This window comes from Clostridium homopropionicum DSM 5847 (assembly GCF_001263795.1).
Lineage (GTDB): Bacteria > Bacillota > Clostridia > Clostridiales > Clostridiaceae > Clostridium_H > Clostridium_H homopropionicum.
Genome location: NZ_LHUR01000022.1, coordinates 114744 through 140428, shown reverse-complemented (window position 1 = coordinate 140428; position 25685 = coordinate 114744). Strand labels below are relative to the sequence as shown.

Sequence of the window (25685 nt, the reverse complement as noted above, 5' to 3'; positions counted from 1 at the left end):
ACTATAGATTTACAAAACTATGATATAATATAAAGAGTATGGATATTTGATAATATTAATAATAAAGATGGTGAATTTCATGGGTTTAAGGTTGATATATGGCAGCGCAGGCTGTGGTAAAAGTAGATTTTGTATTGATTCTATAAAGGAAAGACTTGAGAAGGGGGAAAATAAACATCTAATTTTAATTGTTCCAGAGCAGTTTTCTTTTCAAGCAGAAAAGAGTCTAGTTGAGCATATACGGGGTACGGGAATTGGTAATGCTGAAGTAACAAGCTTTGAAAGAATTGCTTATTCAGTATTTGATGAGGTAGGAGGAATCACTAAAAAACATATGAATTCCTCAGGAAAGCTAATGCTCGTTTCAAACATAATGAATAAGTTAAAGGAAGAGTTAAAGGTTTTTGCAGCTGCTTCAGAGCAAAAAGGATTTGTAAATAAGATTTCAGATATTATTACTGAGTTTAAAAGATACGATATAAGCCCATATATTCTTAAGGAAGCTCTTGGCAATATTCAAGAGGGAGAACTCTTTAGGGACAAAATTTATGATATTAGTATTATATTTGAAACTTTTGAAGAAGCACTGCATAGAAATTACATAGATAGTGAAGATGAATTAAATTTACTATATGATAAAATTGAGTATTGGAGCTTACTTGAAGAGGCAGAAATATGGTTTGATGAGTTTAATTCTTTTACCACTCAGCAGTATAAGATAATAGAGAAAATGCTTAAGAAGGCTGAGAGAGTAAATATAACCTTATGTATAAATACTTCAGGAGAAATGGACTTAACAGATGTTTTTGCTCCTATAAAAAATACAGAAAAAAAGTTAATCGACTTAGCTAATGAAAATGCTATTCAAATAGAAGATAAAATTGTGCTAAAAAGTTCTTGCATGGATAGATTCAAAGAAAACCAGGAAATAAAGCATTTGGAAGCTAATTATTTTAGGCATCCAAATGTTATTTATAGTGAGAAAACTGAGGACTTATCTATAATTAGAGGACTAAATCCCTATGCTGAGATAGAAGCAGTTGCTAGGGATATAATTAAATTCACAAGGCAGGAAGAAGTAAGATTTAAAGAAATAGCAGTTATAACTAGGGATTTGAGCATTTATGAAAAGATAATAAAGGTAATTTTTGATGAATATAAAATACCTTATTTTATAGACAAGAAAAAACAAATTGATGATAATCCTTTAGTAGTTCTAATAACATCAGCCATAGATATTTTTAATAAGAATTGGTCTTATGAAGCTATGTTTAGATATTTAAAAGCTGGACTTCTAAATATAAAACCAGATGATTTACACATAATTGAAAATTATGTTATGGCTAATGGAATAAGGGGAAAAAATAAATGGAATTCACAGTGGGAAAATGGTAATGAGGAATTATTAGAAAAAGTAAATAAAATAAGAGTACATATAACTACACCCTTACTAAAGCTTAATGAAAGCTTAAAGGAGAATAAAAAGGCAGAGGAAATATGTAAGGCCATATTCAATTTTTTATGTGACTTGGGAGTAAATGAGACCATAGAAAGCTGGGTAAATAAATTCAATGAAGAGGGAAATCAAGCTCTAGCAAGAGAATATAGCCAAATTTGGAATCTAGTAATGGAGCTTTTAGATCAGATTGTAGAAGTTTTTAAAGAAGAACCTTTGAATTTAAAAGAATTTGTAAAACTTTTATCTTTGGGCTTTGGAGAACATAAGATGGGTATCATACCTCCATCTTTAGATGAAGTTCTAGTATCTGATGTAGAGAGAGTAAGAACTAATACAGTTAAACTTCTTTATGTAATTGGAGTTAATGATGGAATATTTCCAGCTGTTTTAAAGGATGAAGGAATTTTGACAGATGCTGATAGAAATAGCCTTAGAAATATGGACGTTGAAATTGCTGATGATTCAAAAATAAAGACTTTTGAAGAACAATTTTTAATATATAAGACTCTTACGAATACAGGTAAATACCTCAGATTGTGCTATTCAATTGCTGATTTCGAGGGTAAGGCCTTAAGACCATCCATTATTATAAGTAGATTAAAAGTAGTTTTCCCTAGAATAACTGAGGAGGGGGAAATTATTGAAAAAGATATAGATAGTAGTATGGAATTAGTTACAAGGGAGATTCCTACCTTTAATAAGCTTGTATCTCTTTTAAGAAGAGATAATAAGGATGAGGAAATAAGCCCATTTTGGAGGGCAGTTGAGCAGTGGTATAAGGATAATCCTGAATGGAGAAGTAAATTAGATGCAATTTATTCTGCTTCTGCTTATACAAATGCTGTGGAGCAGATAAGTAAAGAAAAGGTCAGAAAGCTTTATGGAGATAAGCTTTATTTTAGTGTTTCTAAGCTTGAGAAATACGTTGAATGTCCTTTTGCTTATTACGTTCAATATGGACTTAAAGCAAAGGAAAGAAAAGTATTTGCCATAAGTGTTCCTGATTTAGGAAGTTTCATGCATAGTGTAATTGATGAATTTTCTAAAATAATAGAAAGAAATTCTATGAAGTGGTATGAAATAGATGAGACTTGGTGTATTAAAACAGTTTCAGATATAGTTGATAAAGAAGCTAAGGAGGTTTCAGGGGGGATATTTGACAGTTCTCCTAGGTATAGATATTTTACTGAAAGGCTAAAAAGGGTACTTATAAGAACTATTTTAATAATTATAGAACATCTTAAGAGAAGCGGTTTTCAGCCTATAGGATATGAAGTAGGCTTTGATAATAAAGCTGTCTATCCACCTATTGAAATAGAACTTTCAAATGGTGAGAAGGTTAAGCTTATAGGAAGGATAGACAGAGTTGATAAGCTTACTCTTGAAGGCAAGGATTATTACAGAATAATTGATTATAAATCTGGGAATAAGGATTTTAAGCTATCGGATGTTTATTATGGACTTCAAATTCAATTGCTTACTTATCTTGATGCCATACTTACAAATGAACAAATAAAGGATAAAGATCCTAAAATACCAGGGGGAGTATTCTATCTTAGAATTCATGATCCAATAGTAAAGGGAAGTAGGGAGATTTCTGAGGAAGAGATTGAAAAAGAGATAATGAAGGAATTGAAGATGAGAGGTTTGCTTCTTGCTGATCCTAAAATAGTTAAAGAAATGGATAAAGAAATTGAAGGCTCTTCATTAATAATACCTGCAAGAATTAATAAAGGAGGGGATTTAGGAAAATCCTCCGTGGGTACAGAAGAACAGTTTAATATTTTAAGAGAGCATGTTAAAAATAACCTTATTAAAACCTGCGAAGAAATGTTAAGAGGAGAAATTAATATTAGACCTTTTAAAGATAAGGACAAAACTGCCTGTAGCTTTTGTATGTATTCAGCCATATGTCAATTTGACAATGCCTTTGATGGAAATAGCTACAAAGTAATTGAAGAAAGAAAGGATGAAGAGATATGGCAGCTACTAAGCATGAAGAAGTAAAATGGACCAAAGAGCAAAAATCTGCAATTGATATTCATGGATGCAATCTTCTTGTTGCAGCAGCAGCTGGTTCAGGAAAAACCGCAGTATTAGTAGAAAGAATAATTAAAATGATAACAGATTTTAAAAATCCAATTGATATAGATAGAGTTCTAGTTGTGACTTTTACAAATGCAGCTGCCTCAGAAATGAAGGAAAGAATTGCCAAGGCAATAAGTGATGAAATAGCAAAGGCACCTAAATCAAAACATCTGCAAAGACAACTTACCTTAATTAATAGAGCAAGTATAACCACAATTCATTCCTTTTGTTTAGATATAATAAGAAATAATTTTCATCTTATAAATATTGATCCATCTTTTAGAGTTGCTGATGAAACGGAAACAATACTCTTAAAGGATGAGACTATAGAAGAGATGTTTGAAGAACTCTACGAAAAAGAAAATTGTACTGAAGAATTTTTAAGACTGGTAGAATTCTATAGTAATAATAAAGATGATTTGGAACTTCAAAATATCATACTTTCTTTATATAATTTTGCTATGGCAGCCCCAAATCCTGAAGATACCTTAATAAGTATGGCAGAGGATTTTAATGTAGATGAAAACTATGATTTCGGCAAATCTAAGTGGGCCAATATAATAAGGGAAGATATAAAGATACAATTAAATGGATTAAAAGGTCTAATGGAAAAGGCTATAGAGATAATAAGCAGCACCAATGGATTGGAACCATATTTTGCTGATTTTAGCAGAGAATTATCCATGATAGAAGACTTAATTAAAAGCTGTGAAATATCCTGGGATAGTTTAAAAAGCTCTTTGGAGGAGGCTAATTTTAATAAATTGAAACCTTGCAAAAGGTGTGAAAATAAAGATAATCAGGAAAAAGTGAAAGAAATAAGAGATAAAATGAAAAAGCAAATTAAAGAAGGTATGAAAGAAAGAGTAGCTTTGTATGGCAGTAAGGATACTATAGAAGATTTAATAGAACTTTATCCAATTATGAAAGTACTATCTGAAACTACAATAAAATTTATGGAAAGATATGCAGAGGCAAAAAGGGATAGGGGAATTATTGACTTTAATGATTTTGAACATTTTGCACTAGATATATTGAAAAATGAGGAAGTCTCTTCAAGATTAAAAGAAAAATACATTGAAATTTTAGTTGATGAATATCAGGATAGTAATTATGTGCAGGAGGCTTTAATTAATTCAATAGCAAGAAAAGATGAAACTACTGGCAAAAACATTAATGTTTTCATGGTAGGAGATGTAAAGCAGAGTATTTATAGATTTAGACAGGCAAAGCCAGAATTATTTATGTCAAAGTATAACTACTATTCTGAAGAAGAGGATGCAAAGGAAAGAGTAATAAAACTTTTCAAAAATTTTAGAAGTAGGAAAGAGATTCTAGATGGAGTTAACTTCATTTTTAAGCAAATAATGTCTGTAAATGTAGGAGAACTAGAATATGACGAAGGAGAAGCTCTTAATTTAGGTGCAAGCTTTGAAGAGTGTGAAGACAAAGAAGTAATTATTGGAGGCAGTATAGAGCTCAATTTAATAGAAAAAAGTAAAGAAGCTAAGGATTCTTCACAGGGGGAAGAAAAGGAAAAAGAAGCAGATGAGGAGATACTTTCTGACATACAGCTTGAAGCAAGGTTTGTAGCAAAGAGAATTGAAGAACTAGTTAATCCAAGAAATGAGAAAGTTTATAAGATATACGATAAGGATTTGAAAGGATATAGAAAGGTTGAATATAGGGATATAGTCATACTTCTAAGAAGTACTTCTAATTGGGCTCCAGTGTTCATGGATGAATTAAAAGATTTAGCTGTTCCTGCCTATGCAGACGTGGGAAGTGGTTATTTTGAAACACTTGAGATAAAGACTATCCTATCTCTTCTTCAGATAGTTGATAATCCAAGGCAGGATATTCCATTAATTGCGGTGTTAAGATCACCAATTGGAGCTTTTTCCCCTGAGGAGCTTATAGATATTAGGCTTAATAATGATAATGGTGATTTTTATCAAGGATTATTAAATATAGTTGAGAAGGAAACTGAGGAGGACAGAAAGGTAGAACCTCTAATTACTAAATGTAAGGAATTCATGAAGAAATTGAACTTTTGGAGGGAGAAGGCTATACATCTTCCTATAGATGAATTTATTTGGTATTTATATACGGATACAGGCTACTATGGATATGTAGGGGCTCTTTCTGGAGGGATACAAAGACAGGCAAATCTTAGAATTCTTTTTCAAAGGGCTAAACAATATGAAAGCACTAGCTATAAGGGCTTATTTAACTTTATTAATTTTATAAATAAGCTTAGAGTGAGCAGCGGAGACATGGGAAGCGCAAAGATTTTAGGAGAAAATGAAAATGTTGTTAGAATAATGAGTATCCATAAAAGTAAAGGCTTAGAATTTCCAGTAGTGTTTTTAAGTGCCTTAGGCAAGAATTTTAATATGCAGGATATAAATAGACGAATTTTATTCCATACAGACTTAGGGTATGGAACTGATTATATAAGTTTAGAAAAGAGAATATCTTATCCAACAGTATTAAAGGAAGCTTTAAAGAGAAAAATTAAAATAGAGACCTTATCAGAAGAAATGAGAATATTATATGTTGCGCTAACTAGAGCAAAAGAAAAGCTTATCATAACAGGAAGGGTAAATAGTATTGAAAAGGAAGCTAAAAAATGGGCTTACGGCCTAGACAATAGTGATGAAAAATTATCTGAATACGAAATTTCTAAAGCAAAGAATTATTTAGATTGGATTTGTCCATCCATAATAAGACATAGCAATGGGGAACTATTAAGAAAAATTGCTGGAATTGAAGATTATGATACTGTAAAATTACTAGAAGATGATTCTAAATGGGAAATCAGAATTCATAATGCAGGAAATGAATATAGAAACACTGAAGAAAAAGAGAAATCTGAGTCAATTGAGGAAAGAGAGGAAGCAAAAGAGAATATAGAACTTTCTTATTATAATGCAATAAAAGAAAGATTAGAATGGAAGTATAAATTTTCTGAGTCTTCAAAGCTCCCTACCCTAATTACTGTTACAGAAATAAAGAAAATGGAAAACAGAAGAACCATAGGGGATATGTATAGCAGTTACAGTCAAAGCATATATACTCCAAGTCTTGTTAAAAGGCCTAGCTTTATGGAAAAGGATAGAAAGCTTACAGGAGCAGAAAAGGGAACTGCAATGCACTCAGTAATGCAGAAAATAAAACTTCAAAGGGACATGGATGAGACAAAGCTAAAAGAACAATTGGATGCTTTAGTAGAAAAAGAATTAATTACAATAGAGCAGGCAGAAAGCATCAATGTAGCGAAGATTTTAAACTTTATTAATTCTAATCTTGGACAGAGAGTTTTAAAAGCAAAACAGGTATATAAAGAGATTCCTTTTCATATACAATTAAAAAGTACACAAATATTTAAGGAACTTCCTGAAGAGAAATATGCTGATGAGAAGATAATGCTTCAAGGAATTATTGACTGTTATTTTGAAGAAGAGGAAGGCTTAGTATTACTGGACTATAAGACTGATTATTATGAGGAAGGTCAAGAAAAACACATTATAGACAGATATAAAATACAGTTAGATTATTACTCAAGAGCCATAGAATTAATTACTAATAAAAAAGTAAAGGAAAAATATTTATATATGTTTTATAATGATAAAGAGTTAAAAGTTATCTAGGCGAAAATAAAAAAACTAAATGGAATTTTGAAAGCTTCCAGCCTACCTAGAAAGAGGGGGATAAATTTGGACATATTAATGAAAACTATTGATAAGTTTCACGTAAATGATAAGGTTGATGGATTTTTTATCATTAAATCAGCAGAATGCAGAACTGCTACTAATAGTAAAAAGTACTTAGACTTTACCATGGGTGATAGTACTGGAGAGATAAATGCAAAGTACTGGAACTATAATGAAGGTGATGAAGAAATATATAAACCTAATGTGCTGATAAAAGTAAGAGGTAGTGTTACTGTATGGCAAAATAACATGCAATTTAAAATTGATAAAATAAGGCTTACTGATGAAAAGGATCAGGTTAAGATATCTGACTTTGTGCCATCTGCACCTTACGAACCAGAATATATGTTGGAGCAAATATATGATTATATTTCGAAAATAAACAACAGGGATATAAGAGCCATTGTAGAAAATATAATCGATAGCTATGAAGACAAGATATTGTATTTCCCAGCTGCAAAAAAGAACCATCATGCAGTAAGATCCGGGCTTTTATACCACACTACAACAATGCTGAAGGCTGGAGAAAAACTTTGTGAAATCTATGCATTTATAAATACTGATCTATTATATGCAGGGGTAATACTACACGATCTAGCAAAGATTGATGAAATGGATTCAAGTGAGCTTGGCATTGTAAGTGACTATACTATAGAAGGACAGCTTTTAGGACATATCATTCAAGGGGTTAAAAATGTTGAAATTGCGGCACAAAAGGTAGGAGCTGATAAGGAGATAACAATGCTATTACAGCATATGATTCTATCCCATCATTATGAAGCAGAATTTGGAAGTCCTAAAAAGCCTATGATTCCAGAAGCTCAGATGCTTCATTACCTAGACATAATGGATGCTAGTTTATATGATATGCATAAGGCAACTAATGAAGCTAATAGGGGGGAATTCTCTAACCCTATATGGTCACTTGAAAAGAGAAAAATATATAGATCGAATATTCAATTTTAGGGCAATACAATTTATTTGTATTGCTTTTTTATACATTTTATCCAAAATTCTTTCATAAAATTAAAAAGGTAAAAAATGTAATGTGTAGAATATACATATATATCTTAATGTAAGGATGGGATGAAATATGAAAATACTATATGCTGTATCAGAAGCATATCCGTTCATTAAAACAGGAGGGCTTGGTGATGTTGCCTATGCTCTTCCAAAGGCACTTAGTAAGTTAGGACTAGATGTGAGAGTAATATTACCAAAGTATAGCGAGATACCACTAAAATATTTAGAAAAGATGATAAAAATAGCTGAGTTTAATATTCAGCTGGGGTGGAGAAATCAATATTGTGGATTATTTAAGTTAGAGGAAGAGGGCATAAGTTTTTATTTTATAGATAATGAGTATTATTTCAAAAGAGCAAAACCTTATGGGGATTTGGACGATGGAGAAAAATTTTCTTTTTTCTCAAAGGCTGTACTGGAAGCAATAAATTATATGGAAGGTTTTTCACCTGATGTATTACACTGTAATGATTGGCATACAGCTATTGCAATCCCTTTACTTAAGGAGCATTATAGTGAAAGCTCTTTACATAGCAAAATAAAAACTATACTAACAATTCACAATTTAAAATACCAAGGTGTTTTTGAAAAAGAAATGCTTCATGAAATGTTAAATTTGAGAGAAGAATATTTTAGTGAGGATAGGTTAAAATTCTATGATAGAATATCCTTTCTTAAAGGTGGAATAATGTTTGCTGATGCAATTAATACTGTGAGCATAACTTATGCAGAAGAAATAAAAACTGAGGACTATGGGGAGGGACTTCATGGACTTTTGTACAGCAGAAGTAAAGATTTGTATGGAATAGTAAATGGCCTAGATACAGAATTGAATGATCCTAGAAAGGATAAAAGTATATTTTATAATTATGATGAAAATAGCTTCCAATTAAAGAAGTTAAATAAAGAACAACTTCAAAAGAAGCTGGGACTTCCTATTAATATAGATATACCGGTTGTAGGAATGGTTACAAGATTGGAGGAACAGAAAGGTTTAGAGTTAATTGAAGAGGTTATAGATGAAATCTTAAAAGAAGATATTCAGCTAATAGTTTTAGGTACTGGTAACAAGAAATATGAAGATATGTTTAGATATTATGAAACTAATAATTCCAAGAAGCTTTCAGCTAATCTCTATTTTGACGGAATTCTAGCACAGCAGATATATTCAGCATCGGATATATTTTTGATGCCCTCTAAATTCGAACCCTGCGGCATAGGTCAGCTTATTGCTCTAAGGTATGGAAGTATCCCAATTGTTAGAGAAACTGGGGGGCTGAATGATACAGTTTTTTCATATAATGAACATACTGGAGATGGCAATGGATTTAGTTTTAAGAATTTTAATTCTAAGGATATGCTGTATACCATAAGAAGGGTTATAAAATGCTACTACCAAAAAGAAGTTTGGAGTGAATTAGTTGAGAGAGCAATAAAAGGAGATTATAGTTGGAATAAATCTGCACAAGAATACCTAAATATGTATAACAATATAATATAATCATTTGTAGAGGTGTATTAATGATTGCTAATAAAGACACTATAAAAAAGGATTTTGCAGGAAAAGTTAAAAGTATGTTTGGAAAAAATATAGAAGAAGCTTCTAGTCTCCAGAAATATGAAGCTTTAGCGGACTTAATTAGAGATTATTCTTCAATAAATTGGAGTAAGACAAATAGCCAGTACAAAGCAAATAATGAAAAACAGGTTTACTATTTTTCTATGGAGTTTCTCATAGGTCGTCTTTTAAAAAGCAATCTTTATAATTTAGGTATTGAAGAGGAATGCAGGGTAGCCTTAAAAGAATTAGGAATAAAGTTAGAAGAAATTGAAGAACAAGAGTTAGATGCAGGTCTTGGCAATGGAGGTCTTGGTAGATTAGCAGCCTGTTTTCTAGATTCCATGGCTTCACTTGGAATTCCTGGTCATGGTTGTGGAATAAGATATAAGTATGGCCTTTTTGAGCAAAAGATAGTCAATGGATATCAGATAGAAATTCCTGATAATTGGCTAAAAGAACCTAATCCTTGGGAAGTGAGAAAGGATAATAAGGCTGTAGTTGTAAAACTTGGAGGAAGAGTAATTGAAAATTATGAAAATGGTTATTTGAAGTTTACCTATGAGAATTATCAAGGAATAAAAGCGGTGCCTTATGATATTCCTATAATAGGTTATGACAATAAAACTGTGAACACCTTAAGGCTTTGGAGCGCAGAAGCTTTAGAAGAGGAAGAAGCAGTTAATTTAAACTTAATAAGTAGGGGAGAATATTTTAAAGCCTTAGAAGACAAAGCATCTGTTGAGTCCATATCACAGGTTTTATATCCAGATGATTCTAAAATAGAAGGAAAACTATTAAGGCTTAAGCAGCAATATTTTTTCGTTAGTGCAGGTGTTCAAAGTATAATAAGAAGTTATAAAAGTAAAAAAAATCATATTAATGATTTATATAAATATGTAGCTATTCATATTAATGATACTCATCCTTCTCTAGCAGTACCAGAGCTTATGAGAATACTTATTGATGAAGAAGGCTTAGAATGGGATAAAGCGTTTGAAATTACTAATAAAACAATTTCCTATACAAATCATACTATTATGGCAGAAGCTATGGAAAAATGGCAGGTGGACATGTTTAAGGGGATATTGCCTAGAATATATATGATAGTGCAGGAAATTAACAGAAGATTTGTAGAGGATTTAAAAGTAAAATATAAAATGGAACAAGGTAAAATCAATAAAATGTCTATAATAAATGAAAATCATATAAAGATGGCTAATCTAGCAATAGTAGGGGGATACTCGGTTAATGGAGTAGCAAGACTTCATACAGAAATTTTAAAAAAAAGAGAATTAAAAGATTTTTACGAGCTTTATCCAGAAAAATTTAATAATAAAACAAATGGAATTACTCATAGAAGATGGTTGCTGGAAGCAAATCCAAGCTTATCAAAGCTTATATGCAGTACTATAGGAACAGAATGGATTAAAAAACCAGAGGAGCTTATTAATCTAAAAAAATATTCTAGAGATGCAGCTTTTCAAGATAGAGCAGCGGAAATAAAGAAAAAAAATAAAATAGAATTCTCAAAAGAAATAAAGGATAGATATGGAGTGGAAATCAATCCATATTCCATATTTGATGTTCAAGTTAAAAGGCTTCATGAGTATAAAAGGCAGATTTTAAATCTATTTAATATTATTAATTTATATTTTAAGCTTAAAGAGAATCCTAATTTGGATATAGTTCCCAGAACCTTCTTTTTTGCTGCAAAAGCTTCCCCAAGTTATCTTTTGGCTAAGGAGATTATAAAACTAATAACCACGGTGCAGTATAAAATAAATAATGATAGAAGTATTAAAGATAAAATAAAAGTATTATTTTTAGAAAACTATGGAGTTTCTCTAGCAGAGAAAATTATCCCTTGTGCAGATATAAGTGAGCAAATCTCAACTGCCTCAAAAGAAGCTTCTGGAACCGGTAATATGAAATTTATGATGAATGGGGCAATTACCCTTGCTACTCTGGATGGAGCAAATGTTGAGATAAGAGAGGCCGTTGGAGAAGAAAATATAATAATTTTTGGTTTGAATGCTGATGAAGTAATGAACTACGAAAGATATGGTGGATATAACTCAAAAGAGATATTTAATAGAGATCCAATAATCAATAAAATAGTAAATAGCTTAATTAATGGATATTTTCAAGTGCCTAATTGTGAATTTATAAACATATATAAGCACTTAATAGATAAGAACGATGAATATTTTATATTTAAAGACTTTCATTTTTACGTTAATGCTCAAGAAAAAGCTGAGGCTCTATATAAAAATTACAACAAATGGAAGGAAATGAGTGTAATTAATATTGCGCATTCTGGAAGATTCTCTAGTGATAAAACTATTGAAAATTATTCTAAAGAAATATGGAACACTAGAAAAGTTAATATCATATAACAAAAAGAACAAGCAGCATTAGATGGTGCTTGTTCTTTTTGATTATTATTCTGCGTCTGGTTCTGCTTCTCCTTCAGGAATGTAGATCTCAAGACCTACACTTAAAAGATTAGGGTTAGAAAGATTATTTTTTTGCATTATTACCTGAACTGCTTCATTTGTGTCTATTGTTGGAAGATATTCTTCAGCTATATTATAGAGAGTTTCACCAGGTTGAACTGTGTACTTTATGCAATTTGTTGTATCAATGGTGTTTACTGGTACCATTAAACGTAGTCCAGATACTATTACTTCTCTATCTTTTATATTATTCATAGTTTCTATTAATTTAACTGCTTCTTCTTGGCTTTTCCATGGAATTGTCTTTCTAGCTATACTATATAAAGTATCTCCCTTCTGTACTACATAATCTGTATACTTTTCAGCAGTAGAGTTATTAGATGATTGAGCAGCAGGTTCATCATTGGTACTTTTTGTAGTGTTATTATCCTTTGAAACTTGGACCTTATCTTCTGCATTTGAATTTTCCTTGGAAGAAGTTTCATTGACGTCAGTTATATCTGATTTATTTGAGCTTTGTACAAGATTGTTTAAGCTTCTAGTCATGAAAAACACTCCAAAGAATAATACAATTGCAGAGGAAAGAATTATTAGGGCCTTTTTAATTTTTGATTTCATATTTAATGTAGTTCTCCTTTCATTTATATGTGTTTTATTCAGATTATTGCCAGATAAAAGACTTTTAAACATATTGATAATATATTTTTAGTTCATTTACATACTTTAATTAATTTACGCAGAGCATATAAACATATATAAACTATAAAGGAGGAATAATTATGGATTTACATGAAGCGCACGAAATTATTACAAGCTCAAATAAAATTAAGGTATTATATAAAGGTCTTCCAATATGGATTGAAGAGATTGACAATAATTCAGAAACAGCTCAGATTAGGAGCTTAACAACTAGAGAAGTAATGGGAGTATACGTTAAAGATTTAGTTAATACTAAAGAAGTGGTGGGAAAGATAAATCAATAATTCAGTGATAATTTTAACAAAGAATTTTAGAAGAGATTTAATTATAAGGGATTAAATCTCTTTACTATTATTGGAATAAAATGATAATGGTAGAATACTAGCTTTAACTTATTAATAAAAAAAATGACAATTTGATTATTTTTTATTAATAATGTAAACGAAATAATAAAAATTAATCAAAAAAATAGTCAAAAAATGAAACTTTAATATTGAAAAATTGCATAATAACCTTTATAATTAAAACCAAAATCGCTTAGTAAGTTTTATTTCAATGAAATTGGGGGGACAAATATGGAATGTAGAACAGGCATGCCTGAAAAGCAAGGCCTATACGATCCGCAGTTTGAAAAGGATAATTGCGGTGTTGGCTTTGTAGTTAATATAAATGGGGAAAAGACTCACGCATTAGTAAGTAAAGCTATTCAGGTATTAGTTAATCTAACTCATAGAGGGGCAGTAGGATCAGATCCTTTAACTGGAGATGGAGCAGGTATAATGTTTCAAATACCAGATGAATTTTTCAAAATAAGCTGTGATAATTTAGGAATGGAATTACCTAAGAAGGGCAATTATGCTGTAGGTATGACATTTTTACCTAAAGAACCAGCTTTAAGATTTCAATGTGAAGGAATTTTTGAAAGAATAGTTGAAGAAGAGGGGCAAAAGGTATTAGGTTGGAGAGATGTTCCAACAGATAATAGGGGAATAGGCGAAACAGCAAAAGGTACAGAACCTATTATAAGACAATTGTTTATTGAAAAATGTTGTACAAGCGTAGACGAATTCGAAAGAAAATTATACGTAATTAGAAAAAGAACTGAAAATGAAGTTAAAAAGCTAGTAAAAAGAAATACTGAATACTTCTATATTTGCAGCCTTTCAAGCAGGACAATAGTATATAAAGGCTTGCTTCTTGCTGACCAAATAGATGGATTTTATCTTGATTTAAAAGATATAAACTTTAAAAGTGCTTTGGCATTAGTTCACCAAAGATTTAGTACAAATACATTTCCTACTTGGGACTTAGCACAACCTTTCAGATATTTAGCACACAATGGAGAAATAAACACTATTAGAGGAAATAGAAATTGGATGAATGCTAGAGAAGGAGTTTTACAATCAGACTCCTTTGGAGAAGATATTTCTAAATTATTCCCAATAGTAAACTACAGTGGAAGTGACTCTTCCTCTTTAGATAATGTTTTCGAACTTCTTACTTTAGATGGAAGAAGTAACGTACATGCAATGAGAATGTTAATTCCAGAAGCTTGGAAGAATAATCAATTTATGTTTGAAGAAGAAAGAGCTTTTTATGAATATCACGCTTCTTTAGTTGAGCCTTGGGATGGACCAGCTGCAGTATTCTTTACAGACGGAGAAAAAATAGGAGCAACTCTTGATAGAAACGGATTAAGACCTGCAAAATATGTTATAACAAAAAATGGATTCATGGTTATGGCATCTGAGCTAGGAGTACTTCAATTTACTCCAGAAGAAATAGCTAAAAAAGGAAGATTAGAGCCTGGAAAAATGCTATTAGTTGACCCAAGTGTTGGCAAAATCTTCTATAGCGATGAAATTACTAAAATGCTTTCACAAGAGAAGCCTTATAAAGAAATATTAGACAGAAAGAAACTTACTCTTGACGATTTCCAAAGTGTAGATAATGGTACAGTTTCAAATCAAGAAGATATAAAAGAAAAACAACAAGCTTTTGGATATACTTTAGAAGATTTAGATGTTATCCTAAAATATATGGCTGAAAATGGAAAAGAACCTTTGGGATCCATGGGAAATGATACTCCTTTAGCTGTACTTTCAAATAGATCTCAGCTTTTATTTGCATATTTTAGACAGCTATTTGCACAGGTTACAAATCCACCTATAGATCCAATAAGAGAAGGCGTAGTTATGTCTCTTATGAATTTTATAGGTGCGCAAGAAAATATATTAAATAAAGAAGAGACTGATCAGCCTTTTATAGAAATTGAAAGACCTGTTTTATCAAACAATGAAATAAATAAGATTAAAGCAATACAAACAAAGGAATTTAAGTCAACCATTATACCTATAACTTTTAAAGCTGATAATGGAATTGAAGGCTTTAAGGAAGCATTGAATTTAATATGCGAAAGAGCTTCAAAACGTATTGAAGAAGGATATAATATATTAATTTTAAGTGATAAGAAGGTTGACAGCTATGAAGCAGCTATACCAAGCTTATTAGCACTTTCAGCAGTTCACCATCATTTAATCAAACAAAAGACAAGAACAAAGGTATCTTTAATTGTTGAAACAGGAGAAGCAAGAGAAACAACACACTGTGCTCTTCTTATTGGATATGGAGCAACTGCTTTGAATCCATATTTGGCAATTGATACTGTTGAGAATATGTTTGATGAAGGTGGAATAGAAGCACAAAGCAAAGAAAAGGCAGTAGAGAACTATATTAATGCTATTTGTAAGGGTCTATTAAAGATACTTTCAAAGATGGGCATTTGTACTGTTCAAAGTTACCATGGAGCGCAAATATTTGAAGCTCTTGGATTAAGTGAAGAGTTCATTGACAAATATTTTGAGGGAACAACTTCTAGAATAGGCGGAGTTGGTGAAGAAGTTATTGCTGAGGAAGTATTAGCAAGACATAAAAAGGCTTACAATATACTTCGAAAGCCTCAAAATGAGCTAGAAGTAGGAGGCTTATACGCTTGGAGAAAGGATGGAGAAATCCATTTATTTAATCCAGAAACTATATACAAGCTACAATTAGCTACTAGAACAAATAATTATGAAGTATATAAGGATTACGCAAAGCACATTAATAATCAAGGTACAAATCTATGTACTATAAGAGGATTATTTAAATTTAAGAAGGGCAATAGCATTCCACTAGAAGAAGTAGAACCAGTAAGTGAAATTGTTAAGAGATTCTGTACTGGAGCTATGTCATTAGGATCTATTAGTAGAGAAGCTCACGAAACTATTGCAATTGCAATGAACCGCCTTGGGGGAAAGAGTAACTCAGGAGAAGGTGGAGAGGACAAGGTAAGATTTGGAGTTGATAGTAACGGTGACAGTAAGAGAAGTGCTATAAAACAAGTAGCTTCTGCTCGTTTTGGTGTTACTACAAACTATTTAGTTAATGCAGATGAGCTTCAAATAAAGGTAGCTCAAGGAGCAAAACCAGGAGAAGGAGGACATCTTCCAGGTAAGAAGGTTGATGAATACATTGGAAGAATGAGACACTCAACTCCAGGTATAGATTTAATATCTCCTCCTCCACACCACGATATATACTCAATTGAGGATTTAGCTCAGCTTATATATGATTTAAAATCAGTTAACCCAGCTAGCAGAATAAGCGTTAAGTTAGTTGCAGAGGCTGGAGTTGGAACAGTTGCAGCAGGAGTGGCTAAAGCCCATGCAGATGTAATTTTAATAAGCGGACACGATGGTGGAACTGGTGCTGCACCTTTATCTTCTATCAGAAACGCAGGTATACCTTGGGAAATAGGTTTATCAGAAACACACCAAGTATTACTATTAAACAACTTAAGAAGCAGAGTAAGATTACAAACTGATGGACAATTAAAGACTGGTAAAGATGTTGTAGTAGCAGCATTACTAGGTGCTGAAGAATTTGGATTTGCAACAACTGCCTTAGTTATATTAGGATGTACATTGCTTCGTAAGTGTCACTGCAACACTTGTGATATGGGAATTGCAACTCAAGATCCAGAGCTTAGAACATGCTTTAAAGGGAAACCAGAATATATAATTAACTTCTTTACTTTTATAGCACAAGAAGTAAGAGAATATATGGCTCAGCTCGGATTTAGAACAATGAATGAAATGATAGGAAGAATTGACAAGATTGAAGTTGAAGAGGCTATAGATCACTGGAAAGCAAATGGCTTAGATCTTTCTAACATTTTATTTAAACCAGATATGCCTAAGAGAATAAAACCTTACTGTGTAATTGCTCAGGATCATGGAATAGATAAAGCACTTGATCATCACTTAATACAAATAGCTAAGCCTGCCCTTGAAAGCAAGAAACCTGTACGCGGCAGCTTTGAAATAAAGAATATAGATAGAACTGTAGGTGCGATGCTAAGTGGAGAAATAGCAAAGGCTTATGGAGAAAATGGTCTTCCAGAGGATACTATTGTATTTAACTTTAAGGGTTCTGCAGGACAAAGCTTTGGAGCCTTTGGTGCTAAAGGATTAACTTTAGTTCTTGAAGGAGATGCTAATGACTATGTTGGTAAAGGTCTTTCAGGAGCAAAACTAATTGTTAAACTTCCAAAAGAAAGCAAGCTAAAAGCAGAAGAAAATTCAATAGCAGGTAACACTATACTTTATGGAGCTTGCGATGGAGAGCTTTATGTAAATGGAATTGTTGGTGAACGTTTTGCTGTTAGAAACAGTGGAGCTGCTGCAGTTGTTGAAGGTGTTGGAGACCACTGCTGTGAATATATGACTGGTGGAACTGTAGTTGTAATAGGAAATACTGGAAGAAACTTTGGAGCTGGAATGAGCGGAGGTATTGCCTTTGTTTATGATGAAGCTTCAGGCATAGAAGCAAAATGTACAGAAGAAATGCTGGAAATATTTGATTTAGATGATATAGAAGATGAAGAATTAGTGCATAAGCTTATAACTAACCACTTAAACTACACTGCAAGTGAAAGAGCTAAAGCAATATTAGACAACTGGGAAGAAAATAAATCTAAATTTAAAAAGATCATTCCTACTGCTTATAAGGCAATATTAGAAAAAAATAAAAAAATGGAAAAGATATCTTAGTGAGGGGGTGTAAGCATGGGAAAGTTAACTGGATTTAAGGAATTTGAAAGAAAAGGATATAAAAGAAGAGAAGTTAAAGATAGAATAAAAGACTATAAAGAAATTTACATTCCCCTTACAAAAGAGGAAATGAGTGAGCAAGCCTCAAGATGTATGAATTGTGGTACACCTTTCTGCAACTGGGGTTGCCCTCTAGGCAATATTATTCCAGATTGGAATGATATGATTTACAAGGGTGATTGGGAGAAAGCATACAAGAGATTGACTTTAACAAGTAATTTCCCTGAATTTACAGGAAGAATATGCCCTGCCCTATGTGAAGCTGGATGTACCCTTGGAGTAAATAGAAAAGCAGTTTCTGTAAGAGAAATTGAGCTTACTATAATAGAAAAGGCATTTGAAGAAGGTTATGCAAAGCCTAATATGCCTAAGGTTAGAACTGGTAAAAAGGTAGCTGTTATTGGTTCAGGTCCTTCAGGACTTGCAGCTGCAGCAGAGCTTAATTATGCTGGACATGAAGTAACAGTATTTGAAAAAGACCAAAAACCTGGCGGATTATTGAGATATGGAATTCCTGACTTCAAGCTAGAAAAAAATATAGTTGACAGAAGAATTAAGCTAATGAAGGAGGAAGGTGTAGTATTCAAGACAAATACTGAGGCTGGAGTTGACATAGAAGCAAAAGAGCTTTTAGAAAACTTTGATGCTATCGTATTAGCTGGTGGTTCTACAATTCCAAGAGATTTAAAGGCAGAAGGAAGAGAAGTAGAAGGCGTTTATTTTGCAATGGAATATTTATCAAAGCAAAATAAAAAGATATCAGGAGAGAAATTTAAAGAGAAGGATATAGATGCAAAGGATAAGGTAGTTGTTGTAATAGGTGGAGGAGACACAGGTTCAGACTGCGTAGGAACAGCTATAAGACAAGGTGCAAAGGAAGTTTACCAATTTGAAATTATGCCTAAGCCACCAGTAGATAGAGATGACACAATGCCTTGGCCAACATATCCTAGAACTTTAAAGACTTCTTCTTCACATGAAGAGGGTTGCACAAGAGACTGGAATATTGAAACAAAGGCTTTTGTGGGAAATAACGGAAAACTTGAAAAGCTTAAATTAGCTCGTGTAAAGTGGAGTGAAGATAAAGATGGAAGAATGGTAATGGAGCAAGTTAAGGACAGCGAATTTGAAATGAAAGCTGATTTAGTTTTCCTAGCAATGGGATTCCTTCATCCAAAACACGAAGGTTTATTAGAGCAGTTAAAAGTTAAGCTTGATCCAAGAGGAAATGTATTAACAGATGAAAATTCTATGACTAATGTAAATAAAGTATTTTCAGCAGGAGATATGAACACAGGACAATCATTAGTAGTTAAAGCAATCCACGGTGGAAGACAAGCGGCTAAAAACGTAGATAAATATTTAATGGGAGATACCTATTTAAGAGGCTAATATGGTATTTAGATGAGGATGTTTTTATGACATCCTCATTTTTTATTCTATATGTATTTAATTTTTTATAAGTGGTAAACTTTAAAAAGGAGGTGTTATCTTTGGATAAAATTTTAGCACATTATATTATGCCTCATCCTCCAATTATAGTGGAGGAGGTAGGAAAGGGTGAAGAAGTAAAAGCAGAGAACACTTTAAAAGCTTGTGACAGTATTGGTCGTGAAGTTGAAAAACTAAAACCTAGTACAATAATTATAATTACCCCTCATGGACCTTTATTTAGCGATGCTCTAGCGATTTCTTCTGGTTCTACAATAAAAGGAGACTTAGGAAGCTTCAATGCACCTGCAGTGGAATTTAACATTAATATAGATGAACAGCTTACAGAACTTATAAGACAAAAGGCTGCTGAAAAAGATTTAATTGTTGTACCTATAGATGAGACTTCAGCAAATCAATATGGTATTTCCACAGAATTAGATCATGGAAGTATGGTTCCTTTATATTTTATAAATAAATACTATAAAAATTATAATATTGTGCATATAACTTATGGGTTACTTTCTAAGGTAAAGCTATACGAATTTGGAATTGCCATAAAAGAAGCAGTAAGTGTTCAGGATAAAAGTGTAGTAGTTATTGCCAGTGGAGACTTATCTCATAGACTTAGTGAGGAAGGTCCTTACGGATTTTCGGAGGCTGGAGTAGAGTTTGATAGGAAATTATTAGAACTATTAAAAAATGGAGATGTAGAAGGTATTTTTAGTATTGATAGGATGCTGATAAAAGGAGCAGGTGAATGTGGGCTTAGATCATTCTATATTCTCTTTGGATCCATGGAGCAAAAGGATATAAATGGAGAAGTATTATCCTATGAAGCACCTTTTGGAATAGGCTACGGAGTCATGAAATTTAATTCAAAAGAAAATAAAGAGAAAAATATGCTTTCAAAGATAAGTGAAATTAGAAAGAAAGAGATAGAAGCTATAAGACAATGTGAGGACATATACGCAAAACTTGCTAGATCCAGTCTTGAACACTATGTAAAAACAGGAGAATATATTACTATGCCTTTACTTCACGATAAAATGCTAAAGGAAAGAAACGGAGTATTTGTTTCAATTAAAAAGGAAGAAGAGCTAAGGGGCTGCATTGGTACTATTTTCCCTTCTACTGATTGTATTGCTAATGAAATCATTAGAAACTCAGTAGAAGCAGGATTACATGATCCTAGATTTTCACCTATAGATGAAGAAGAACTTGAGGATTTAGAGTATTCTATTGACATATTGATGAAACCAACTGAAGCTTCAAGAGAAGAATTAGACCCTGAAAAGTATGGAGTTATTGTAAGATGTGATTCAAGATGTGGAGTATTGCTTCCTAATTTAGAAGGAATAGATACAGTAGAAGAACAGCTGTCTATTGCATTAGATAAAGCTGATATATATCCAGAAGAAAATTATTCAATAGAAAAGTTTGAAGTAGTTAGAAGAGGAAGCAAGTGTTAATAAAAAACTAAGGAATAAAAATTTTAAAAACCCCTTTTGTTAAAATATGTAAATGAGTATAATAGTATTATGCCGTAAATATATCTAATTACTTAAGGAAGAGGAGAAGTTACCCTTTATGAGAGAAGCTAAGCTTAGAGAATATTTAAATACACTTGAAACTAATCAACTTAAAGAAGAAATTGTAGAAGTCTTTAAGGTTTTTGATGATGTGAAGAATTACTACAATTTAAAAATAAGCGGAAAATTAGAAGAAAGTTTATTAAGAGCTTGTAAAGAAAGACTAGTAGAAGAATTTTCAAATTACCCTAATAACAAAATTAGATATTATAAGATAAGTGAAATATTAATGGAATTTCAAAATATATCTACTAGAGCCTATGATAAAGTTGATTTAATGTTATATTATATAGACTTAGCTATGGGATATATACAATTGAACGGAATAAGGGATGAAAAACTTATTATATCTCTAGAAGGGGTATTTGAAAAAGCTTTAAATATTATTTTTAAAAATAACCTGCAAGAACAATTTAAGGAAGCTATTGAGTTAATAATAAATAAGAATGTTATAAATAGTGAAGATCTTAAATGTATTTTACAGGATACTAAAAATAATTTTCAAGTTAAATTAAAAAAAGTATAAATATATTTATTTAAATTGAGAACCCTAATTATGAAGTCAAATTAATTCATAAATTTAGGAGGGCATTACATATGGAAAAAACTCAAAGCATTACTGTAGAAAATGAGTATGGTAAAAAAGTAGAATTGGAACTAATAGATAGACTAGTAATAGGAAATGACAAGTATGTAATAGTTTCACCACCTGGAACTGAAGAGGCTAATGCATATAGAGAAGTAAGTAGGGGTAATGGCCAAATTGAGTATGCTTCTATAGGTTCTGGAGCAGAATTTCAAAGAGTTCTACAAGAGTATAATTCAAAAAATAGCTAGTATAAGAGCCACTTAATTAATGTGGCTCTTTGTATTTAGATATTATCGGTTTCACTTGATACTTTACTTGCTTCTTCTGATATAAAGCTCATTCCAATCTTAGTTAAAGAATATACTTTTTCATCATCCTTAACTTTTGATTTATCTATGCTTCTTAATAAATGACATTTTTCTAAATCTTTAATTGAAGCACGGACTATGTTATGGCGTTTTTTAACAAACTTAGAGCAAATGGTTTCAACGTCTAGTTTTTTATTTAGATATAATTCTATCATTATTTTTTTTGCATAAGGCATATGACTTTTTTTTAATTCATTAAACATACAGTACCCTCCTATTCAGATGTAATTTATAAATAATATGAAAAGGTTTAATTTACTATTCCTTTTAATTTATAATATTTGAAATACTTGATTAAACAAGGAAAATTATTTAAACTAATATATGAGAAGCTTTAGAAGAAAATATTTTAAAAGACTTGCGGAAGGGGAAACGAGGAATGAAATTAGAAAAGTACTGTCATAACTGCAAATTTATCATAGATGGAAAGTGTGAGGTCCGAGAGACTCCTGATGTTGTAAATGGAGTTTTTAAATGTTGGCTTCCATCTTATAGTTATTCTATTGAATTAATTAAGATGTTAGATCCAAATGAAAGAGATGAATATTTATTTAGCGATATATATGAAGAAGAACATTTAGTAAGAAAAATTGAAACAGGTAAGTTTGAAGAGAGCGATGAGGATGATCAGGAAGAAGCATAAATAATTTTCATCAATCAACAAAATAATAAATTTATTACTAATATATGTAATAAATTTATAATAAAAAGGGAATCATAAAAGGGTATACGAAATAAGAAATTAAAGAGGAGAGATGTAAATGAAAGCTTATGTTGATCAAGAGACCTGTATAGGATGTGGATTATGTCCTTCAATTTGCCCAGAGGTTTTTGACATGGGTGATGACGGAAAGGCTCATGCTATAGTTGATGAAGTTCCATCAGGAAGCGAAGATGGTGCTGTAGAATCTCAAGAGTCTTGTCCTGTTGATGCAATTAAAGTAGAAGAATAGTTTGACTATATACAATCTATGCAAATAAAGTGGATATTTCAAGACTTAATTTTGAAATATCCACTTTTTATTAGCATAAATTAGTGTTTAAAGAAGAAATAAGTTTAACTATATTTTCTATATGATAATTATATACTATCTCCATATCTGAATTGAGAGAAGGTTTATTTTCTATTTCTAAATTTATTATATTCTTTAGATTTTCTATATTTTTATGATTTAAACTGAAACCTCCACTGAGGGATTCCAGCATAAAGAGATGACTATAAGCTTGTTTACATAGGTTTAATACGGAATTTAAATTTTCAATCTCAGGGACTTTAGATTCCTTAATAGTAATTTCAGAAATAATAGACTTAAGTAAATCTTCAAAATCTGAAATTTGTTTATTTAACTTGGATAAGTTAATTGGAAGGTCTGAGCTTAGGTGTTCTTCTAAGGAATCTTGTAAGTTAGTAATTATGTTTTCTTTCATTTTGTATAATTTGTTGAAGTATTTAGGTGGGTAAACTAAATAATTTACCAGAACTGAAATAGCTATTCCCACAAAGGTTTCTAACAATCTCGTAGTACTATAAACTAAGGGAGTCGTATCAGTAAGATTTATCATTATTCCGAGAAATACCACACAACCTATGGTGATAGCTTTATTTTTACCTATCAAGTTACAGATATAAATCACTACCATAACTCCTATAGCACTTAGGAAAGGATTTCTAGGTTCAATAAGAGCAAAAAGCAATCCAACTAATGCCCCAATAAAAGTACCTACCATTCTATTTTTACCTGTTGTAAATGAATCGAAAATCGAACCTTGCATACATATTACTGCAGCTATACAAGCGTAAAATGGATAATCTATATTAAAAAACTTTAAAATTACAATGCATAGAAAAACAGATAAAGCTGTTTTTAAATTCCTCATTCCAATTTTTCGCATAAAGTCAACTCCTTGATTTGAATCATGGTATAATATTTGATATAGTTCATTATACACAATTGAAAAGGTATGGTAAATGGGAGGGGAATTATAATCATGAGAACAATGAGAAGAGTAGACAGGAAAATGGAAGATGGAGATGCTTTTGAATTACTTAAGAAGGGTGAGTATGGAATTTTATCAACCTGTGGAGAGGAAAATCAGCCTTATGGAGTTCCTGTAAATTACGTAGTTATAGGTAATTCAATATACATTCATTGTGCAATGGTTGGAAGTAAAATAGACAACATTAATGCAAATAATAAGGTGAGCTTTACAGTTGTAGGAAAAACAAAAGTGCTTAAGGATAAATTTTCTACAGAATATGAAAGCGTTATTGTTATGGGCACGGCAGCTATTGTTTCAGAAGCGGAAAGAACTGAACCACTGCTAGAATTTATAAGCAAATACAGTCCTGAATATTTAAACGAAGGAAGAGAATACGTAGAAAGAGCAAAAAATAAAACTAATATAATTAAAATAGAAATAGAAAGTATTACTGGGAAGCACAGAATATAATCTATAATCTTAAAAATAGCCTTAGGCTACTAAAGAAAAGTTTTAAATGAATGCAAAAACCAACATTCATTTAAAACTAATAAAAATAAATGCAAAAGGACACCATAATTAATGAAACAAAGTTAAGGAGGTGTTACTTTTGACTGATAAGCATATTGAAGGTGAATTAGCAAGAAATTATAATAAAAAAGGCTATAAATCAACAGAAAATCAATTCTCTAAAAATTCTATAGTTCAAACTATAGAAAGCCCGGCTATTAATGAAAGTGGTTTAGAGGCTAAGAGGAAATATAAAACTGAATAAAATAGATAAAACTAGAAGTATACTTTATAAAGAAAAGAAAAAAGTATACTTCTAGTTTTCTATTTCTTCATTTTATTTATTGCTTTGTCAATCTCATTTTGAAACTCTAATGGGCATTCAACACCTAAAGCCAAATATCTGCTATTTACCCAATATGAATAGGTAATTGCAGTTTCATCCTTCAAGTGAAATGCAATAAAATATCTTGTGCCACCTAAATCATAATTTTTCATATCCACAATATCCGCTGATAAAACATTATCTACCATTGTTTTAACTATATTATCATCTTTTATTGCAGCTAATTCTGTTCTACCATCTTGTTCGCTATTTATTCCTATATATTTTACTTTATCTCTAATGTCTATTAAGTCTCCGCCTATCTTAGCTTTAGGATTATAGTGTGCTTCATACAAGGTTAATTTTCCATTAAAGTACGCAGCAAGACGAAATTCTGTTCTATATCCTTTTATAGAGTATATGGGAGTTCCTTTTTCTAGAAATGCTGCATCTCCATCCTTAGTTTTATAACTTGTGTCAAATACATTGTCACTTACTTTGAACTTTACCTCCGATACCTTTTGCCCAATATCAGCACTGGTTAAATCTCTTCCGCAGTAGTTATGGACATCGGAATAATGAATATCATTTACTTGAATAAAATTAATCCAATCAATTTCAACATGCTTTTGTACATCTTTATCCACAGGGCTTATTTGTTGAGAACATCCAGTAAATAATATTACTAATAGCATTAGTATTGTAAGAATATGACGATTAATAATTATCACTCCT

The 25685-nt window shown here is 31.4% G+C and carries 19 protein-coding genes; 15 read left to right on the top strand and 4 right to left on the bottom strand.

Features of this window, described 5'->3' with window-relative positions; genetic code table 11:
• Window positions 1-79 precede the first annotated feature (79 nt).
• The 5 genes from addB to CLHOM_RS08660 all read left to right on the top strand — a co-directional run bounded on the left by addB (window position 80) and on the right by CLHOM_RS08660 (window position 12243).
• On the top strand, window positions 80-3466 hold the full coding sequence (addB, locus tag CLHOM_RS08680; RefSeq protein ID WP_052221306.1) for a helicase-exonuclease AddAB subunit AddB: 3387 nt from the start codon (window positions 80-82) through the stop codon (window positions 3464-3466).
• On the top strand, window positions 3439-7200 hold the full coding sequence (addA, locus tag CLHOM_RS08675) for a helicase-exonuclease AddAB subunit AddA (RefSeq protein ID WP_052221305.1): 3762 nt from the start codon (window positions 3439-3441) through the stop codon (window positions 7198-7200). Before addB ends, addA begins: the two co-directional genes overlap by 28 nt.
• Window positions 7201-7266: 66 nt before the next feature.
• Window positions 7267-8229, top strand: coding sequence for a 3'-5' exoribonuclease YhaM family protein (locus CLHOM_RS08670; RefSeq protein ID WP_082204389.1), 963 nt, complete (start codon window positions 7267-7269; stop codon window positions 8227-8229).
• A gap of 127 nt (window positions 8230-8356) precedes the next feature.
• Window positions 8357-9787, top strand: a complete 1431-nt coding sequence (glgA, locus tag CLHOM_RS08665) for a glycogen synthase GlgA (RefSeq protein ID WP_052221304.1) — start codon at window positions 8357-8359, stop codon at window positions 9785-9787.
• 20 nt (window positions 9788-9807) lie between these two features.
• On the top strand, window positions 9808-12243 hold the full coding sequence (locus tag CLHOM_RS08660) for a glycogen/starch/alpha-glucan phosphorylase (protein WP_052221303.1): 2436 nt from the start codon (window positions 9808-9810) through the stop codon (window positions 12241-12243).
• A 45-nt stretch (window positions 12244-12288) separates the two neighbouring features.
• Here the strand turns inward: CLHOM_RS08660 and CLHOM_RS08655 are convergent, their stop codons facing one another.
• Window positions 12289-12921 (bottom strand): LysM peptidoglycan-binding domain-containing protein, encoded by a 633-nt coding sequence (locus CLHOM_RS08655; protein ID WP_052221302.1) that lies wholly within the window; start codon window positions 12919-12921, stop codon window positions 12289-12291.
• Between the two features lie 161 nt (window positions 12922-13082).
• On the opposite strand from CLHOM_RS08655, the gene CLHOM_RS08650 reads away from it, so the two are divergent.
• From CLHOM_RS08650 to CLHOM_RS08625, 6 genes are all read left to right on the top strand, one after another.
• The gene (locus CLHOM_RS08650; protein ID WP_052221301.1) at window positions 13083-13286 is read left to right on the top strand and encodes an H-type small acid-soluble spore protein; all 204 of its coding nucleotides are present in this window, start codon (window positions 13083-13085) and stop codon (window positions 13284-13286) included.
• 291 nt (window positions 13287-13577) lie between these two features.
• Entirely contained in the window at window positions 13578-18095 is a 4518-nt protein-coding gene (gene gltB / locus CLHOM_RS08645) for a glutamate synthase large subunit (protein ID WP_052221300.1), read from the top strand.
• A gap of 15 nt (window positions 18096-18110) precedes the next feature.
• Window positions 18111-19547 (top strand): glutamate synthase subunit beta, encoded by a 1437-nt coding sequence (locus CLHOM_RS08640; RefSeq protein WP_052221299.1) that lies wholly within the window; start codon window positions 18111-18113, stop codon window positions 19545-19547.
• A 128-nt stretch (window positions 19548-19675) separates the two neighbouring features.
• Window positions 19676-21058 carry an AmmeMemoRadiSam system protein A gene (amrA, locus tag CLHOM_RS08635; protein ID WP_052221587.1) on the top strand — a complete coding sequence of 461 codons (1383 nt, stop codon included), beginning with the start codon at window positions 19676-19678 and terminating at the stop codon, window positions 21056-21058.
• A gap of 118 nt (window positions 21059-21176) precedes the next feature.
• On the top strand, window positions 21177-21704 hold the full coding sequence (locus tag CLHOM_RS08630; RefSeq protein ID WP_052221298.1) for a DUF6155 family protein: 528 nt from the start codon (window positions 21177-21179) through the stop codon (window positions 21702-21704).
• A 71-nt stretch (window positions 21705-21775) separates the two neighbouring features.
• Window positions 21776-22015 carry a DUF1292 domain-containing protein gene (locus tag CLHOM_RS08625; RefSeq protein WP_052221297.1) on the top strand — a complete coding sequence of 80 codons (240 nt, stop codon included), beginning with the start codon at window positions 21776-21778 and terminating at the stop codon, window positions 22013-22015.
• A gap of 35 nt (window positions 22016-22050) precedes the next feature.
• Here the strand turns inward: CLHOM_RS08625 and CLHOM_RS08620 are convergent, their stop codons facing one another.
• A complete protein-coding gene (locus tag CLHOM_RS08620) occupies window positions 22051-22338 on the bottom strand; it encodes a hypothetical protein (protein WP_052221296.1) in 288 nt (95 codons plus the stop codon).
• Window positions 22339-22514: 176 nt separating this feature from the next.
• Here CLHOM_RS08620 and CLHOM_RS08615 point away from each other — a divergent pair, with 176 nt between their 5' ends.
• Both CLHOM_RS08615 and CLHOM_RS08610 read left to right on the top strand, forming a co-directional pair.
• A complete protein-coding gene (locus tag CLHOM_RS08615) occupies window positions 22515-22778 on the top strand; it encodes a hypothetical protein (RefSeq protein ID WP_052221295.1) in 264 nt (87 codons plus the stop codon).
• A 118-nt stretch (window positions 22779-22896) separates the two neighbouring features.
• Window positions 22897-23088 (top strand): ferredoxin, encoded by a 192-nt coding sequence (locus CLHOM_RS08610; RefSeq protein ID WP_052221294.1) that lies wholly within the window; start codon window positions 22897-22899, stop codon window positions 23086-23088.
• Between the two features lie 70 nt (window positions 23089-23158).
• On the opposite strand, the gene CLHOM_RS08605 is transcribed toward CLHOM_RS08610, so the two are convergent.
• Window positions 23159-24028, bottom strand: coding sequence for an FUSC family protein (locus CLHOM_RS08605; RefSeq protein ID WP_052221293.1), 870 nt, complete (start codon window positions 24026-24028; stop codon window positions 23159-23161).
• A gap of 96 nt (window positions 24029-24124) precedes the next feature.
• Between CLHOM_RS08605 and CLHOM_RS08600 the strand changes: the two genes are divergently transcribed.
• The gene (locus CLHOM_RS08600) at window positions 24125-24586 is read left to right on the top strand and encodes a pyridoxamine 5'-phosphate oxidase family protein (RefSeq protein ID WP_278321726.1); all 462 of its coding nucleotides are present in this window, start codon (window positions 24125-24127) and stop codon (window positions 24584-24586) included.
• A gap of 139 nt (window positions 24587-24725) precedes the next feature.
• Complete coding sequence (locus CLHOM_RS18510) at window positions 24726-24890, top strand: hypothetical protein (protein ID WP_175478641.1); 165 nt, start codon at window positions 24726-24728, stop codon at window positions 24888-24890.
• 59 nt (window positions 24891-24949) lie between these two features.
• Here CLHOM_RS18510 and CLHOM_RS08595 read toward each other — a convergent pair whose 3' ends face one another.
• Window positions 24950-25681 carry a hypothetical protein gene (locus CLHOM_RS08595; protein WP_139205609.1) on the bottom strand — a complete coding sequence of 244 codons (732 nt, stop codon included), beginning with the start codon at window positions 25679-25681 and terminating at the stop codon, window positions 24950-24952.
• Window positions 25682-25685: the final 4 nt, after the last annotated feature.

What these genes read in the sequence shown, in the direction of transcription:
- CLHOM_RS08630 (WP_052221298.1), top strand. Translation starts at nt 21,177, where the DNA reads ATGAGAGAAGCTAAGCTTAGAGAATATTTAAATACACTTGAAACTAAT.
- CLHOM_RS08660 (WP_052221303.1), top strand. Translation starts at nt 9,808, where the DNA reads ATGATTGCTAATAAAGACACTATAAAAAAGGATTTTGCAGGAAAAGTT.
- CLHOM_RS08640 (WP_052221299.1), top strand. Translation starts at nt 18,111, where the DNA reads ATGGGAAAGTTAACTGGATTTAAGGAATTTGAAAGAAAAGGATATAAA.
- addA (WP_052221305.1), top strand. Translation starts at nt 3,439, where the DNA reads ATGGCAGCTACTAAGCATGAAGAAGTAAAATGGACCAAAGAGCAAAAA.
- gltB (WP_052221300.1), top strand. Translation starts at nt 13,578, where the DNA reads ATGGAATGTAGAACAGGCATGCCTGAAAAGCAAGGCCTATACGATCCG.
- CLHOM_RS08615 (WP_052221295.1), top strand. Translation starts at nt 22,515, where the DNA reads ATGAAATTAGAAAAGTACTGTCATAACTGCAAATTTATCATAGATGGA.
- CLHOM_RS08655 (WP_052221302.1), bottom strand. Translation starts at nt 12,921, where the DNA reads ATGAAATCAAAAATTAAAAAGGCCCTAATAATTCTTTCCTCTGCAATT.
- amrA (WP_052221587.1), top strand. Translation starts at nt 19,676, where the DNA reads ATGCCTCATCCTCCAATTATAGTGGAGGAGGTAGGAAAGGGTGAAGAA.
- CLHOM_RS08650 (WP_052221301.1), top strand. Translation starts at nt 13,083, where the DNA reads ATGGATTTACATGAAGCGCACGAAATTATTACAAGCTCAAATAAAATT.
- CLHOM_RS08605 (WP_052221293.1), bottom strand. Translation starts at nt 24,028, where the DNA reads ATGCGAAAAATTGGAATGAGGAATTTAAAAACAGCTTTATCTGTTTTT.
- CLHOM_RS08620 (WP_052221296.1), bottom strand. Translation starts at nt 22,338, where the DNA reads ATGTTTAATGAATTAAAAAAAAGTCATATGCCTTATGCAAAAAAAATA.
- CLHOM_RS08610 (WP_052221294.1), top strand. Translation starts at nt 22,897, where the DNA reads ATGAAAGCTTATGTTGATCAAGAGACCTGTATAGGATGTGGATTATGT.
- CLHOM_RS08625 (WP_052221297.1), top strand. Translation starts at nt 21,776, where the DNA reads ATGGAAAAAACTCAAAGCATTACTGTAGAAAATGAGTATGGTAAAAAA.
- CLHOM_RS08600 (WP_278321726.1), top strand. Translation starts at nt 24,125, where the DNA reads ATGAGAACAATGAGAAGAGTAGACAGGAAAATGGAAGATGGAGATGCT.
- addB (WP_052221306.1), top strand. Translation starts at nt 80, where the DNA reads ATGGGTTTAAGGTTGATATATGGCAGCGCAGGCTGTGGTAAAAGTAGA.
- glgA (WP_052221304.1), top strand. Translation starts at nt 8,357, where the DNA reads ATGAAAATACTATATGCTGTATCAGAAGCATATCCGTTCATTAAAACA.